At 62.9% G+C, this 15,255-nt stretch carries 11 protein-coding genes; 7 read left to right on the top strand and 4 right to left on the bottom strand.

Annotated features, from left to right (window positions below; translation table 11 throughout):
* The first annotated feature begins 160 nt into the window (after positions 1-160).
* A complete protein-coding gene (locus VHD36_18835) occupies positions 161-631 on the top strand; it encodes a hypothetical protein (protein ID HVU89391.1) in 471 nt (156 codons plus the stop codon).
* A 41-nt stretch (positions 632-672) separates the two neighbouring features.
* Here VHD36_18835 and VHD36_18830 read toward each other — a convergent pair whose 3' ends face one another.
* A complete protein-coding gene (locus VHD36_18830; protein HVU89390.1) occupies positions 673-2,496 on the bottom strand; it encodes a BBP7 family outer membrane beta-barrel protein in 1,824 nt (607 codons plus the stop codon).
* Between the two features lie 500 nt (positions 2,497-2,996).
* On the opposite strand from VHD36_18830, the gene VHD36_18825 reads away from it, so the two are divergent.
* The 5 genes from VHD36_18825 (at position 2,997) to VHD36_18805 (ending at position 11,799) form a co-directional block, all read left to right on the top strand.
* Positions 2,997-5,786: a PSD1 and planctomycete cytochrome C domain-containing protein gene (locus VHD36_18825; protein HVU89389.1), complete on the top strand. Its 2,790-nt coding sequence runs from the start codon at positions 2,997-2,999 to the stop codon at positions 5,784-5,786.
* A 16-nt stretch (positions 5,787-5,802) separates the two neighbouring features.
* The gene (locus tag VHD36_18820) at positions 5,803-7,293 is read left to right on the top strand and encodes a DUF1501 domain-containing protein (protein HVU89388.1); all 1,491 of its coding nucleotides are present in this window, start codon (positions 5,803-5,805) and stop codon (positions 7,291-7,293) included.
* A gap of 239 nt (positions 7,294-7,532) precedes the next feature.
* Positions 7,533-8,615, top strand: coding sequence for a PEP-CTERM sorting domain-containing protein (locus VHD36_18815; GenBank protein HVU89387.1), 1,083 nt, complete (start codon positions 7,533-7,535; stop codon positions 8,613-8,615).
* Positions 8,616-8,970: 355 nt separating this feature from the next.
* On the top strand, positions 8,971-10,284 hold the full coding sequence (locus VHD36_18810; GenBank protein HVU89386.1) for a glycosyltransferase: 1,314 nt from the start codon (positions 8,971-8,973) through the stop codon (positions 10,282-10,284).
* A gap of 15 nt (positions 10,285-10,299) precedes the next feature.
* Complete coding sequence (locus VHD36_18805) at positions 10,300-11,799, top strand: radical SAM protein (protein ID HVU89385.1); 1,500 nt, start codon at positions 10,300-10,302, stop codon at positions 11,797-11,799.
* Between the two features lie 132 nt (positions 11,800-11,931).
* On the opposite strand, the gene VHD36_18800 is transcribed toward VHD36_18805, so the two are convergent.
* From VHD36_18800 to VHD36_18790, 3 genes are all read right to left on the bottom strand, one after another.
* Positions 11,932-12,657, bottom strand: coding sequence for a biopolymer transporter ExbD (locus VHD36_18800; GenBank protein HVU89384.1), 726 nt, complete (start codon positions 12,655-12,657; stop codon positions 11,932-11,934).
* Between the two features lie 87 nt (positions 12,658-12,744).
* The gene (locus VHD36_18795; protein ID HVU89383.1) at positions 12,745-13,227 is read right to left on the bottom strand and encodes a biopolymer transporter ExbD; all 483 of its coding nucleotides are present in this window, start codon (positions 13,225-13,227) and stop codon (positions 12,745-12,747) included.
* A 24-nt stretch (positions 13,228-13,251) separates the two neighbouring features.
* The gene (locus VHD36_18790) at positions 13,252-13,881 is read right to left on the bottom strand and encodes a MotA/TolQ/ExbB proton channel family protein (GenBank protein HVU89382.1); all 630 of its coding nucleotides are present in this window, start codon (positions 13,879-13,881) and stop codon (positions 13,252-13,254) included.
* A gap of 184 nt (positions 13,882-14,065) precedes the next feature.
* Here VHD36_18790 and pelA point away from each other — a divergent pair, with 184 nt between their 5' ends.
* A complete protein-coding gene (gene pelA, locus VHD36_18785) occupies positions 14,066-15,181 on the top strand; it encodes a pectate lyase (GenBank protein ID HVU89381.1) in 1,116 nt (371 codons plus the stop codon).
* Positions 15,182-15,255 lie beyond the last annotated feature (74 nt).

Here is a 15,255-nt window from a genome sequence, read left to right as displayed (position 1 = left end):
CGCGGCGACTGCTTCGAGTGTCAAATTCTGCTGCAATAACTCCACCGCCTTACGTCGGCGCTTCTCCAATGCAGCAGGACTTCCGGGAGGTCTCATGCCCTCCAATATAACAGCCCATTGTCTGACTAGGACTCAATAAGAAGCAAACAGGGAGGCAATCATGCAAACCGCACATACGTTTACGCGCCGCAGCCTGGCGCTTCGCTGGATTCTTGCCGTTGTCGCCGTCGCGGCGGCTCAGGCATTTCTGGACGCCGATGCCAAGGGCGCTCTGACCCGTCTCCGTGCCTCGGGTGCGGCGGCAGCCGCTGCGGATCCCAGCTGCGCGCCGCCCGTGAAAAACTGCTGTCCCGAGCCGTGCATTCGTTATGTCGATCGCACCTGCGGCCGGACATGCTGCGATAATTGCAAGCCGCCGATCAAGACGGTGCTCAAGGTGGTCAACCCGGTGACCTGCTGCCCGGTGGACGTGCCGGTCTGCTTGCCGGCCTGTTGCGAGGGATGCCCGGCGGTCGACAGCAAATGCGGACTTCTTTGCCGGGGCGTGGTGACCTACGACTGGTGCTGTGGCTATCGGGTCGTGGTCCGGTTCGATCGCTGCGGCGACGTGACGGTCGTTTATCGGGGCTAGATCGAATTCGACGCAGCCAGCGCTATCCGCGCCATGTGGCGCTAGAATTTGTAATTCAGGCCGAAGTTCATGCCCTGCAGCCAGTAGCTGTTTTGATGCCAACTGAAGGTGGGCGCATTGCCGGCGCCACCGCCGAAGGAATTCGGATCGACGTTCAGGTTGATCTGATTCCCGGCCTGGGCCACGCGTCCGATGTAGATTGCCGAATAGCCGAAGGTTGCGCGCAACCGCGGCGTGACCTGCAGGCCGAGGTTCACGTTCACTTCGGGGATCGCGGAGAACACGTTGCGATCATAGCGGCCAATGTTGCTCCGCTGCGTGAGCACGTTACCCACGAAGTTTGTCGACCCTACTCCGGGAACCGCGGTGGTCGAGTAACCGTTGATGAACACGGTCTCGTGCATATTCCCGAGGCCAAGTTTGCCGATCGTGGTCAGCGACCAGATGCCGCGGCGGCGCTCGGTTTGAAAGCCGATCATGCCACCTTGGAACTTGTTGGTCGCCCGGAAAATGTCGCTGCCGGTGAACGTCGTGCCGAGCGGAACCTGAGGGTTGTTCGGATCGATCGAGACCGAACTGTCGCCGATGCTCACCGAATCGCTGAGCTGTAGATAGCGCCATCCGTAGATCAGGTCGATGCGGCCGCGCGGCGCCAGCCACAAGTTGCTTCGCAGGTAGGCGTCGCCGCCGACGAAACTGTCGGTCGTCCGCGCCTGCACGCCGCCCGACAACAAGCCGCTTTGCGCGATCACGGCCGAATCGGGGGCGTGTGTCAGGGTATTGAAGAACGGTTGAGCGAGGATCGTCGACCCGTCGGAAACGGCGCTAAAATTCGTGGCCATGTTCTGCAATTGCAGAAACGTGGCTCCGACGCCAAAGGTCTGTCGGGCGTTGAACCAGGTGCCGATATTCAGCCGGCCGCCAGAACGAATGCCGTTGTCGACGCGATCGTCGCCGAAGAGGATCTTCAGATTCGGAGAATCCAGCGCACCCCCGGTCGGACTCGACGTGACCAAGGCCGGCAGCGAAGCGCCGCGGCTCCACCACATCAGGTAATCCATGTTGACCCACGAGCCGGGCGGGATGCGCAAGTGCAACGGAGGCGGGCAATAGCTGTCCCACAAGTTGCCGCAGCCCGATTCCACGCACGACATGCAGCCATCGACGAAATCGTCTTCGCCGAACGGCATGCCGAAGCCGTCGAACGATCCTTGGTCGTAACCCGACTCCGGTTCCGGTTCGGGAGCAGGAACAAATTCAGGCGGCTGCTCCGCAGCGCCGCGCGGCGCAGCGGAACGCGCCGGAGGACGGGCCGCAGGCGCGCGCTGGCTGGGCGGCTCGCCGTAGTAGGGCCTCTCCTGCCGAGGCGCTTCTCGTCGTGGCGCTTCTCGAAGGGGCGCTGTGTCGCGCGGTGCTACGCCCGGTGTCTCTTCCGCAGGCGGCATTTCAAAGACGTCCGCCGGGGGTTCGCTCGGCGCAGCTGCCCCGGGAGCCGATTCCATCGGTGGTTCGGCAGACGGCTCCGTGGGTTGGACTTCCGTCGGCGCCGGCTCCGCGAATGGATCGGCAAGGGGCTCCTGGCTGTCCTGGGGAGCTTGTGGCCGTTCCTGACGCGCCACTTGAAATGGCAGCGACTCGCTGTCGGCGTAAGCCATCATGTCCGTTCGCTTGCCCGGCTTCTGCTGCCAAGTCGCGACTGGCTGCTTCGCCGAGAACGGAGCGCTCTTGGCACGCTGGGATGACGCCACAAGCGCGCTATGAACATACGGACGGCGAACCTGCGCCTCGTCGGGCGATGGTTCAGCGGCCACGCACAGACTAGCGACCAAGGTCGCTGCCAGGCTTGCGAGATACCGTCCGTTCATTCGGCCCTTGTTCCCGTCCCAGCGGGTCATTGCAACAACGATGTTGTCCGTATCGCATTGCGCGGCTTAGCCACTGTCAGGCAGCGAAAGCGCGCGAAACCTTGCCGGTTGTATCTGCTGTATCGGTTGCGTTGGCTGTAGGGCCTTAGTCCGCTTAGCGAAAACAACGGGGTCAATTACTGCCAGCACCCCGCTTGGCGGCCTCCACCCGGAGGGCGGTGTCGGCAAGACGTCTCGCTACAGGGTGTGGCGACGAGACGGCCTAAGTGGTTGCCACGTCGAACTCTGCGGCCCATCGACTTAGGGCCTGTTGAGACGTGATTTTCGTGACTTCCCGGCCTGGTTCTGTTAAAAACGAGAGCTAGCGGCACGTGTCTGTTATCGCGACGGACATCGACGCTCCGCATAACCCGCCGATGCACCCACCACGACCTGCTCGAAACCCACTGCGTTCTGCTGGCGCTGCTGGCAGACGTTCCCAAACGCGATCTGGGATCTCGATGTCCTGGCCTCACCTGTTCATCTTCATCGCTGGATGGCTCATTTGCTGCTGCACGCGTGCGCAGGCCGCGGATGTCGCGGCGCCGCTTGACTACACCCGGCAGATCAAACCGCTTCTGCTGCGGCATTGCACGATGTGCCATGGCGCGCTGAAGCAAGAAGCCGGCCTGCGACTCGACACGGGTGATTTAATTCGACAAGGCACGGATGACGGACCGGTCGTTGTGCCCGGAAAAAGCGCCGACAGCCTGCTCATCGTGGCGGTCACTCGGGCTGAGAACCGCATGCCCGCCGAATCCGAACCGCTCACCGAGGACGAGATTACCCTGCTGCGCCGCTGGATCGACAGCGGCGCGGACGCTCCGGCGGGCGAGCCGATTCCGCCCGACCCGCGCAAACATTGGGCCTTTCAACGTCCAGAGCGCCCGGCCGTGCCCAACGCCGGCGCCGCAGCCACGATGACCAATCCGATTGACGCGTTTCTGGCCAAAGCGCGCGACGAGCGTGGGCTGAGCGCAAGCCGGCCGGCCGATAAAGCGGTCCTCCTGCGGCGCGTCTATTTAGATTTGATCGGGCTACCGCCGACGCGCACCGAGTTGCACGCCTTTCTGGCCGACGAGTCGCCCGAGGCGTTCGAGCGCGTCGTCGAGGGCTTGCTCGCGCGTCCGCAGCATGGCGAGCGCTGGGCCCGGCACTGGATGGACGTGTGGCGCTACGCCGATTGGGCCGGCTATGGAAAAGAGGTACGCGATAGCCAACAGCATATCTGGCGGTGGCGCGATTGGATCGTCGAGTCGCTCAATGCCGACCGCGGTTACGACCGGATGATCGTCGACATGCTGGCCGGCGATGAATTGTCGCCCGAGGATCCCGGAACCCTGCGGGCGACCGGATACCTGGCCCGCAACTGGTATCGCTTCAATCGCAATGTGTGGCTCGATAATACCGTCGAGCACATGGGCAAGGCGTTCCTGGGAATGACGTTCAACTGCGCCCGCTGCCACGACCACATGTATGATCCGATCGCGCAGCGCGACTATTATCGATTGCGCGCCTTCTTCGAGCCGTACGATGTTCGTATCGATCGTTTGGCGGCACAGCCTAACGTGGAACTCGACGGCATCGCCAGGGTCTACGACGCGCATCATGACCGCCAGACGTTCCTGTTCGTGCGTGGACAGGAGAGCGAACCGCAAAAGGACGATCCGCTCGGGCCGGGCGTGCCAGTCGCGCTGGGGAACGCGGAATTCAAGATCGAGCCGGTGCACCTGCCGGCAAGCGCTTTCAACCCGGGCTTGCGAGGATTCCTGCGCGACGAGCTGCGCACGGCAGCGCGGGCGGCCGTTGAGAAAGCAAAGAGTGCGGCCGCGGAGGCCGCCACCAAGCTGGCAGCGGCCCAAGCGCATTGGGAAAAGTGTACGGCACCGATCGATGCCAACGGGGCCGTCGCCGTCACGAACTTTGCGGCTGCGGTCGAAACGCAGCGTGAAGCCGAAAAGGCTCTCGCCGCGGCCAAGGTCGCGGCCGGGCTGGCCGATAAACATTTGGCGACGACGACCGCGGAGCTGGCCAGCCTCGAGGCGCGCATCGTCGCTGATAACGCACGCTATGCACGGCCGACAACGGCCGATGCGCCCGCGCGCGCCGCCGAGGCGGTTACGGCAGTGAATTGCGCCACGATCTGCGCTGCCGAGGAGGCGATGCTCGTTGCCGAAGCGGCGGTGGATGCGCTGCCGCCAGCCGAGACGGCCGACGAGAAGCAAAAACAGGACCGCAAGAAGGCTGAAGAAGCACTGGCTGCCGCCAACCAGAAGCTCAAGACCGTGCGCGCCGAGGCGGAGAAACGCTCCGACTATCCACCGCTCGACAAGTTGTACCCCGCCACGAGCACGGGCCGCCGTCTGGCGCTAGCGCGATGGATCGCGGATCGCAACAACCCTCTCACAGCCCGCGTGGCCGTGAACCACTTGTGGATGCGGCATTTTGGCGAACCCTTGGTGGCCACGGTATTTAATTTCGGCGTCAGCGGCGCGTCCCCGGTAAACGCCGAATTGCTGGACTGGTTGGCCGTCGAACTCATGGATCGCGGCTGGAGCATGAAGTCGCTGCACCGGTTGATCGTCACTTCGCAGGCCTATTGCATGGTGTCGACGGCCATGCGGGATGACTCGCGACGCACGATCGATCCCGACAATCGGTTTCTATGGCGCGCCAATCCGCGGCGCATGGAGGCCGAAACCGTGCGCGACAGCGTGCTGTGCGTGGCCGGTCAGCTCGATATGACGATCGGCGGTGCCGACCTCGCATATGCCCAAGGGCTGACCGTGCCGCGGCGCAGCTTGTACTTCCAGCACGCCAACGAAAAACAGATGACGTTCTTGAAGCTTTTCGACCTGGCCAGCGTCAACGAATGTTATCGTCGCAGCGAGAGTATCGTGCCGCAGCAGGCTTTGGCTCTCGCCAACAGTCCTTTGGCGCTTGAGCAATCGCGGCGGCTGGCGGCATCCATATGGCAGGAATCAAACACGCGGCCCGACGGGGCGGACGAGCGATTCGTGGGCGCGGCGTTCGAGCAGGTGCTGTCGCGGTCACCGAGTGCGGAAGAGTGTTCGCTGTCACTTGAGTTTCTCGCGCGCCAGGCAGCGCGGCTGGCGGATAAAACCCAATTAACGGCGTTTGCCGGCGGTGAGACCGCGGCTGTCAAGCCGGCAGATGATCCGGCCATGCGGGCCCGCGAAGATTTCGTACACGTACTTTTGAATCACAACGATTTCGTCACGATTCGCTGAACGAGCGATTGAAGCCATGAAACCCCACAAGAGAAACGGTTGCTCAGGCCTGCACCGGCGTACGTTCCTGGCTGATGTCGGAATGGGCTTCACCGGTCTGGCGCTGGGAGCAATGCTGGCACGCGATCCGCTCGCGCGGGCGGCCGACGCCGTGACGGCCGGCTGGGCGCCCCCCGATGGCCGGCCCCACTTCGCGCCGCGGGTGAAAAACGTGATCTGGCTCTTCATGATCGGCGGCACCAGCCACATGGAGAGCTTCGATCCAAAGCCGGCGCTCAACAAATATGCCGGCAAAACGATTGCCGAAACGCCGTTTCCCGATCCCGATGCGTCCCCGTTTTCGAAGAAGAACCTGCGCGAGATCGTGCCGGGATTGCACCATTCCCACCCGCAGATCTTTCCGCTCCAGGTCGGTTATCAGAAGCGCGGGCAAAGCGGCATCGACATTAGCGATTGGTGGCCGCACCTGGGCGATTGCGTCGACGATATGGCGATCGTCCGCTCGATGTGGACCACCGACAACAATCACGGCGCCCAATTGCAGTTCCATACAGGCCGGCATTCGCTCGAGGGGTTCTTTCCCACGATCGGTTCCTGGGTGCATTACGGACTGGGCTCGTTGAACGACGACCTGCCGCAATTCGTGGTGATGGGTACGCCCATCGCCGATTGCTGTGGCGGCGTGGGCGGTCATGGTGCGAGCTACCTGGGCCCTGAGCACAACGCGGTACATCTGGCCGTGGATCCGAAGAATCCGCTGCCCTTCGCGGCGCCGGGGCCTGATGTCTATCGTGAAGAACAGGACGGGGAATTTGAGTTACTCGCGCGTTTGAATCGTTTATCAGCTGTTGAATATCCGGACGATGCCGCACTGCGGGCGCGGATCAAATCGTACGAACTTGCCTTCCGCATGCAGATGGCGGTGCCGGACGTGTTGCGCCTCGAGGACGAGACCCAGGCCACCGAGCGGCTCTACGGACTTGATCAAAAGGAGACCGCCACGTTTGGTCAGCAATGCCTCGCGGCGCGGCGATTGGTCGAACGCGGCGTTCGCTTCGTGCAGATTTTCCATGGCAGTAATGGCGGAGCTGGAGCCTGGGACGCGCACGGCAAGCTCAAGGAGGGGCACACGCAGCTGTGCAAGCAGGTCGATCAACCAATCGCCGGTTTGCTCAAGGACCTGAAGCAGCGCGGCATGCTGGACGAAACGCTGGTCGTGTGGGGAACCGAGTTCGGCCGCACTCCCGGCGCCCAGAATGCCGACGGCCGGGACCATCATCCGTTCGGTTTTTCGGTGTGGCTGGCCGGCGGAGGAATCAAACGGGGCGTGGTACACGGGGCGACCGACGAGTTGGGTTATCACGCGGTCGAAAATCGGCACTACGTGACCGATCTGCACGCCACGGTGCTCGATCAGCTCGGCCTGGATCCTCGCCGGCTCGAGGTCCCTGGCCGCAAGCGGTTGGAGATCGACTTTGGCTCGCCAATACGGCAGATTATCGCGTAAGTGGCTTGTCAGACGCGTGTTACGGCGATCTTTTCGTCCTCAGCTCCTTGGGCCCGGCGCTACGGGCCACGAAACGCCTGACAAAAAGTCGGACTTTCTTTTGGCTTTTTACTGTGCATTGACGGATGCAGTGATTATTCTGATTACCAGCTCGATGGGGGGAGACTCAGTCCCGCCTTACGTTGTAGCGCGTTAGGGATTCAACCGGTTACTAGAACCTTAGATATAGGGGAACGCTCATGATTCGGAAGACCATCGTCGCCACAATGGCGGCGACCCTCGTTTTCTCTCTCATCGCTGCGACTGCGCAGCGCGCGGCCGCATTGCCCGTCACGTTAACAGACACCAACATCGCTGGCGGCACACAGAGCAGGATCGATATCTCGGCCTCCGCATCTCTTGGCGGCACCGCCTTGAGCAGTGCTCCGCAGGTAACTCAGGGCAACGGAAGCGCGACCACCAGTTACGCCCAGACGTCGAGCAACACGCCGAGCACCATGGGTGTGAACGTGGGCCCCTACAGTATCGGTTTTTCGAACAATAGCTTCTCGCAAGCGGCAAATGCCACCGGGCTTCTGGGCCTTACCGCACAAATCGCGCCAGGCGTTGGCGGCACGACCGGCACGGCTCCCGCCGACTACGGCTTGGTCTTCACGTCGCCCCAGAATGTGGTCATTCCGCCGATTGACATCAGCTCGCTGAACCTGGGTATTTCGACGTTGAATCTTGGCACCCTGACGGGCATCAATCTGAACGTTGCCCTACGGAATGTCGTGCTGAATTTGTCGAGCCCGATCCTGCCCACGACGGGTGGCGGAAGCTATCCTCAGCACTTTGATTCGAGCCAGGTTGGCATCTCGGTAACGGGCACCTCGGACATGTCGCTGACCGCGACCTTGCAGCAGGACAATATCGTCGACTGGCTGGCCACTGGCGTGGCGCTCACCACCCTGGTGCAGTATCTGGGCACGCAAGGCATCACGCTTACCGAAACGGGTAATATAGGATCGCTAAGCTACCAGCTCGGCTTTGGTTTCAGCACGGCGCTGCCGACGATCAGCTCGCCCGACAACAATGCCGGCGATGGATTGATCGAGCACGTCGGATCGAACCTGCGCGTCACGCTGCCGGTGAATTTCGACATTACGCCGAGTACCCTGCCTGCTCCATTGAATACGCTGCTCACGGCCAATTTCACGATGACCGGCAACCTTGTCGGGACGGCCTCCTTCGCGGTGCCGGAGCCGTCGTCGATCGCGCTGGCCGCGGTGGGCCTGTGTGGTCTGGTGGGCGTTGCCCGCCGTCGGCGTCGTAAGATGTAGTCCGTTAGCGCATCGGTGTTATCCCCAAAAGAGACGTCAGCGTTCGTCGCTGGCGTCTCTTTTTGTTCTCACCCTTCGCAATTCTTTCAAGCCACCAGGGCGTGGCGTCCGAATAGGCTCTGGAAAGAGCTGCCGATTGTAGCGAGCTTGCGGAGCGGCGCTGCTGGCATTGCTGGCAGGTCCACCGCGGCCGGTATGCGCCGCGTCCAAGGCACACTCGTCGGGCTCGATTGACCCGTTTGCCGCCAGGCGAGTATCCTGCCGCACCCGGGATTCGTCGCAGGAGGCAACGGCGGCGGCACGCGTGCCGACTTCGGCATTGCACACCCGATACCAAGGAAGGTTCTCTGGCTCGATGAGCTGGTTATTTGCTGTTTGGCTGGTCCTGGCCGCTTGCGCGCTTTTGCAGGCGCTTTTGCTCGCGCTCCAGACGTACGAGCATCGCCGCTTCGCGCGCAGCCGGTTGCGCACTGCCCGCACCACGCCGAGGAACCTGCGCGTCCGCCTGCTGGCGCCCTGCAAAGGGGTCGAACTGGGGCTGGCCGAAAACCTCCGTCCGCTCTTGGAGCAGGACTATCCGAACTACGAGGTCGTGTTCCTCGTGGAAAGCGCCGACGACCCGGCCTGCGACACCATTCGCCGCCTGATGGCCGAAAGTCGCCGCGTGCCGGTCCGCCTGCTGGTGGCTGGCCGAGCGACTACGACCGGACAGAAGGTCCACAACCTGCTGGCTGGCACCGCCGAATTGCCGGCCGAAGTCGAGATTCTGGCGTTTGTCGATTCCGACGCTCGCCCGCACCCGGCCTGGCTTCGCCTGCTCGTGCAGCGGCTCGACGATGGCAAGGCCGCGGCCGCGACCGGCTATCGCTGGTTCGTGCCCACCCGGCCCTCGTTGGCCGGCTACATCCAATATGCGATCAACGCCTGCGCCGCGGTGATGTACCGCGCCGATTCGCGCGGGCTGGTGTGGGGCGGCTCATGGGCCATTCGTCGCGATCGCTTCGAAGAGTGCGGCCTGCGCGCGGCCTGGCAGGGGACGCTCAGCGACGACCTGGTGGCCTCGCGCGTGCTGCGCGCGGCGCGGATGCGCGTCGAGTTCGAGCCGTCCTGCATGCTTCCATCGCCTTTGGAACTGAGCATGTCGCAGATGTTCGAGTTCTTGCGCCGGCAGTACGTGATTGGCAAGAGCTACGCGCTGCGCACCTGGTGCATCGGCTTTGCGGCCATCGTGGCCACCGCCGTGGCGTTTTGGGGAAGCCTGGTCCTAGCGCTCCACGGCGCCGCGACGCATGCCGACTGGACCTGGATGCCCGCCCTGTTTTGCCTTGTGTGGTACGGGCTCAATGTGGCCCGCGGGTATATGCGGCGGGCCACGGCGCAGACCTATTTCGGTGATCGATTTGCCGCCTTGCGCGGCGCGACGTTGTACGACGCCTGGTGCGTGCCGCTGACGGCATTGGTGAACGCGGCGATGATGCTCGCATCCGCGGCGGGCACACACATCACGTGGCGCGGCAACACCTACAAAATCTACCAGGGAGGGCGCATTCGGCTGCTGGAAAAGCCGCCGAAGCTCGAACTCCCTCACGGCGTGCGCATCGACCAGGCGCAGCAAGTCCTGGACGTGTTCCATGCGCAGCCGCGCCAGCAACTCAAGAAATTCCTGTAAGCCGGAGAACTGGCCATGCACGTTGTCTTGTGGGACACTCGCCAACTCGACGTCGCGAAGGATTTCGCCGGCGGCTTCGGCGTCGGTCAGTATCATGGCTTCGGCGGCTTCCGCGGCCGCGTCATTCGCTGGGCCTACAAACGCGATCGCCGGCCCGTGGCGCTCAATTTCGCCTATCTGGCGGCCATCTTTCAGAAGCTCGGGCACACGGTCGAGTATTCCGAGGACGTCGTCCCCTCGGGCGCCGAACTCTACGTGTTCAATCCTTCGCTGATTACGCTGCACCTCGAAATCGCCGCGATTCGCGAAGTGCTGGACAAGAATCCGCGGGCCAAAGTCCTGATCATCGGGCTGGTCGCGTATGCCTTGCCCGAGGCTTTCGACGGGCTGGACGTGACGATCGTCCGGGGCGAGCCCGAGCGGCTGTTGTGGAAGCTGGACGACGTGCTCAACGCCGCCACGCGCGTGGTCGACGTCGGCAGCGTCCGCGACCTGGATCACCTGCCGTTTCCCGACTGGACGCCCTTCGAGCCGTCGAAGTTCAAGATCGCCTACGACTTCACACGCTTCCCGACCGGCCTGATCCAGCAGAGCCGCGGCTGCACGTTCACGTGCAATTACTGCCCTTACATCATCGTCGAGAACGCCACGCGCTTTCGCACGCCAGAGAGCGTGTTCGAGGAACTGCGCGCCGGGATGCAGCAATACGGCTTCCGCTCGTTCAAATTCCGCGATCCGCTGTTCGGCCTGGACCGCAAACGCGTGATTCGCCTGGCCGAATTGATTGGCAAGCTGCCGCGCAAGATCGAGTTCTCGATCGAAAGCCGCATCGATCTGTTGCGGCCCGAGACGCTGCGCATCCTGCGCGAGGTAGGGCTGACGGCAATTACCGTCGGCATCGAAACACCAGACGAAGGAACACTGCGTCAGTACAAGCGGGCCCCGATCAAGGACGACAAACAGCGCGATTTTGTCGCGCTCTGCCGTGGTCTGGGTATCCGCACCGTAGCCGGCTTCATGATCGGCTTCCCCGAGGATACGGTCGATTCGATCCGCCACGTCCTGGCCTATGCCAAGGCCGTGAACCCGACCTACGCCAACTTCAACATCGTGACGCCCTATCCCGGCACCGAGTTCTTCAACGACGTGAAGAACCAGATCGCGGACTTCGATTTCACGAAGTACAACGTCTATACGCCGGTGATGAAGTACAAGAATCTTACGGCCGAGCAAGTACAATTCTGGCACGCCAAGTGTTTCATGCGGTACTTCTTCCGCTGGGAATGGCTCACGAGCAACGCTCACATGCTGTGGCCGAAACTGCAATACCTGGGCGTGGGTCGCAAATACGCTCGCGAGATCGAAAAGCTCGCGCCTCCGGCGCCCGCTGCGGCAGCCGCTGCGCCGGCCAAGATGTCGTTGCCGATCCTGGATGGCACTCGCGAGCTGCGCACCGACCAGGCCCATCGCCACGCCACAGCCGAAAAACCGGCCGGAACGAAGAAGGCGTCATAAGAACAAGTAGTCAGTAGTCGGATTCAGTAGTCGGTAGCCAGTAGTCCGTGCAGATCGGAGGCTCCGCCTCCAGTTACTGATTACCGACTACTGATTACTGACTACCGACTGCCGACTACTGATTACTGGCTACTATTCTTCGTCCTTTACGGCCAGGCGGACGTCGTCGATGCCCACTGAGTGCGCCGTATCCATGACCTTCACGGCGGCGCCGTGCGTGGCCTCGCTGTGGCCGACCACCAAGAGCTTGCTTCGGCCGCCGCTGCCGCCGGCGAGCTGACGCAACTTGGCGGCCAGATCGGCCTGCGTCATGGCGACCGATTCCTCCACCCACACGGTGTCGTCGGCGTCAATGCGCACGACGACAAAATCGGCGTCGTTCTCGAACTCTTCGACGGTACGCCGCGCCGTGGCCTTGCCCGTCGCGCCCGTGGGTGGCGCGGGAGTGGGCATTTCGATCGAGGCCTGTTGCGAATTGAACGACGTCACCATGAAGAAGATCAGCAAGAAAAAGACGATGTCGACCATCGCGGTCATGTCGATCATCTCGCGGAACTCGAGCTTGCCCGAGCCCGGCCGCACCAAGGGAGGCCGCGGCCCCGGGCGGCGCCTGGCGGTTGCAGCTCCCTGAGAGAGCAAGCCTGACCGGCTCAACGACTTGCTTCCGGCCAGGCCCGACTTGCTGCCAGAAAGCCCGGTCGAAGCGCTTCCCGACAAGCTGGGGACCGGTGGCGGAGGCGGGGCAGGCACCGGCACGACCAGGTCGACGCCACAGCGCGGACAGCTTCCCTTGCGCCCTGCAAAGGCGTCGTCGATCTTCAACCGGCGGCCGCAGTTGTTGCAGTGAAAGGAAATCATGCAAACAGTAGTCGGTAATCAGTAACCAGTAGTCAGTGTCAAGCAACGAATTCTTTTCGCTGGCTACTGACTACTGGCTACCGACTACTAATCCTTCTCCATCACGGCGAAGTTGAGCTTCATCTCTTCGCTGGCCGCGCCCACGGCCGAGCCGACGCGGGCGGTGGTGGCCAACGGCACGAAGGATTCCGCCTTGATCACGACGTTGGTTTTTCCTTCTTTGCGTGCCTGCTGTACGGCCGTGGCCACGCGTTCTTCGAGCTGTGTGTCCGGCACCAGGTCGCCTGTGCCCGCTTCGCCGATGTACACCTGCGGCCGGTTGCCCCGTTCCTTGGCGACGATGCTGATGAGGAGCGAATTATCCATGTCAGCCGCCGTGACGTGCGTGGCGAACGGCAGGTCCAGTTCGGCCATCGCCGTCACCAACGAGGTCACGAGAAAGAAGATATTCAGCATGAACACCAGGTCGATCATCGCCGTCATGTCGACGTGAATATCCAACTCCTCGTCATGCTTTTGCACGAGCGAGCCGGCGCCGAACGATGATGCGAAGGGGTTGCTGCCGGACATGATGGATGAATCAGCCCTGGGGGCTTATACGGGCGGCCGGAAACGGGCCAGCAGGCGCATCAGCGAGTGGCTCAAGGTTTCTTGCAAATCGCGAATGCGGATGTTCAAGCTGTTGGCGATATATCCCAGCGGGATGGCCGTGCCCAGCCCCATGGCGGTGCAGATCAAGGCCACGGCGATTTCGTCGGCGATTTCCGACGGTTGCACCTTCACGCCCGTGCCGATGCGTCCGAAGGCCGCCATCATTCCCAGCACCGTACCGAACAGTCCCAACAGCGGGCCGTTGCGGACGACCGTCAGGATCCAGTTGACGCGGTTCTCCATCGGCCCCAGCACGTCGCGTTGCAGCCGTTCGCCGACCACCTGCCGCAGGTCGTCCTGGTCGAGTTCGCGGTTCATAAGCACGATCCGCGTCAGTTGCGGCAGGGCGCGGGGATCGAGCTCGCAGCGCTCGATCGCCGAATCGAAGTCGGCGGCGTTGAGCGTTTCGTTCAGCTCGTTGAGGAATTGCTGCTGCTCGTCCTCGTTGCGAAATCGCAGCTCGCGCAATCGCCGCCACACGAGGATCGCGCAAAACAGCCCGAACAGCAGGTTGATGGCCAGAAATCCGTAGGTGGCATCCCCCAGGAATTTGGCCAGCGAATTGACGTTCATGATAGGCTCGGTGTCTCTGTTCGCGGACAGGGCGGTGGCGTCGAGCCGTGCCCCGTGGGACCATGGTCGAGGGCCATAGGTTGCCCCCGCCCTGCCCAGGCAAAGCCCAAGCATTCATCATGCGCCCCCTGGGCCCGTTGAGCAAGAACGAACGTGTTTTTCGCGAGGCATCAAAGAGCCGCCGATGAACAGTATGTGGACGGAATGGCCCCTTGTTTCTCGTGTAATGCCCGTGGCCGCCGCGCATGTTCTACTTGTGCTGGCCTGGCCCGCACCCATCAGCGCGGCCGACCGTGCCCGGGATTTTCTCGATCGACCGGACGCGTGGTTCCAATCGGCTGAGGGGCGCTTGGCCATCGGCAATGTTCTTTCGTTTCAGACCGCCGTGGGCGACTGGCCGAAGAACACCGATTGTGTCTCGGCGCCCTATGGGGGCGAGCGATCTCAGCTGCGCGGCACCTTCGACAACGCGGCCACGACCGACGAAATGCGCCTTCTGGCCCGGGCCATCGATGCCACGCACGACCGGTCGGCGCAAACGGGCTTCGAGCGCGGCTTGGATCATATTCTCGCCGCGCAGTACCAATGCGGCGGCTGGCCGCAGCGCTCTCCTCCGGGGAGTGGCTACGACCGCTACATCACGTTCAACGACGATACGATGGTCCGGCTGATGAACCTGCTGCGCGACGTGGCGCGCGACGAGCGTTATCAGTTTGTCGACGCGGACCGCCGCCGCCGTGCGGGCGCCGCGTTCGATCGAGGCATCGAGTGCATCCTGCGCTGCCAGGTGAGGATCGGCGGCCGGCTAACCGTCTGGTGTGCCCAGCACGACGAGGTCGATCTGCGGCCGCGGCCGGCGCGCACTTTCGAGCTCGCGAGTCTGAGCGGCTCGGAATCGGTGCGGATCGTGCGGCTACTGATGAGTCTCGCAAGGCCGTCGCCTGAGGTGACGCAGGCGATCGACGCGGCGGTTCTCTGGCTCGATCAGGCAAAGCTCACCGGCATCCGCCAGGAGTACGAGGACGATTCCAACGCGCCCGGCGGGCGCAACAAGATCGTCGTCGCGGATGCGTCGGCGCCGCCGCTGTGGGCTCGGTTTTATGACTTAACGACCGAGAAGCCGATCTTCGTCGATCGCGACGGCGTGCCGCGCGCTCGGCTCTCGGACATCGGCTACGAACGCCGCAACGGCTACGCCTGGCTGGGAACCTGGGCCCAGGAGCTGTTGGCAACGGATTACCCGGCGTGGTGTCGCCAGCATGGGCATCAATCTGTGCTGATGGCCGCCGGAAATCGCTAGCCGCCGCTGGTGACTTGCAGAATAAATCTTGCTCCACCTGATCGGCCCAGGTATTTTCAGGGGACTCGATAGCG

Source organism: Pirellulales bacterium (assembly GCA_035546535.1).
Classification (GTDB): domain Bacteria; phylum Planctomycetota; class Planctomycetia; order Pirellulales; family JACPPG01; genus JACPPG01.
The sequence above is the reverse complement of the archived record's forward strand: the minus strand, read 5'-3'. Positions and strand labels throughout refer to the sequence as shown.

Coding starts and splice junctions, on each gene's coding strand:
- VHD36_18815 (HVU89387.1), top strand. CDS start 7,533: ATGATTCGGAAGACCATCGTCGCCACAATGGCGGCGACCCTCGTTTTC.
- VHD36_18790 (HVU89382.1), bottom strand. CDS start 13,881: ATGAACGTCAATTCGCTGGCCAAATTCCTGGGGGATGCCACCTACGGA.
- VHD36_18805 (HVU89385.1), top strand. CDS start 10,300: ATGCACGTTGTCTTGTGGGACACTCGCCAACTCGACGTCGCGAAGGAT.
- VHD36_18795 (HVU89383.1), bottom strand. CDS start 13,227: ATGTCCGGCAGCAACCCCTTCGCATCATCGTTCGGCGCCGGCTCGCTC.
- VHD36_18800 (HVU89384.1), bottom strand. CDS start 12,657: ATGATTTCCTTTCACTGCAACAACTGCGGCCGCCGGTTGAAGATCGAC.
- VHD36_18825 (HVU89389.1), top strand. CDS start 2,997: ATGTCCTGGCCTCACCTGTTCATCTTCATCGCTGGATGGCTCATTTGC.
- VHD36_18835 (HVU89391.1), top strand. CDS start 161: ATGCAAACCGCACATACGTTTACGCGCCGCAGCCTGGCGCTTCGCTGG.
- VHD36_18830 (HVU89390.1), bottom strand. CDS start 2,496: ATGAACGGACGGTATCTCGCAAGCCTGGCAGCGACCTTGGTCGCTAGT.
- VHD36_18810 (HVU89386.1), top strand. CDS start 8,971: ATGAGCTGGTTATTTGCTGTTTGGCTGGTCCTGGCCGCTTGCGCGCTT.
- VHD36_18820 (HVU89388.1), top strand. CDS start 5,803: ATGAAACCCCACAAGAGAAACGGTTGCTCAGGCCTGCACCGGCGTACG.
- pelA (HVU89381.1), top strand. CDS start 14,066: ATGAACAGTATGTGGACGGAATGGCCCCTTGTTTCTCGTGTAATGCCC.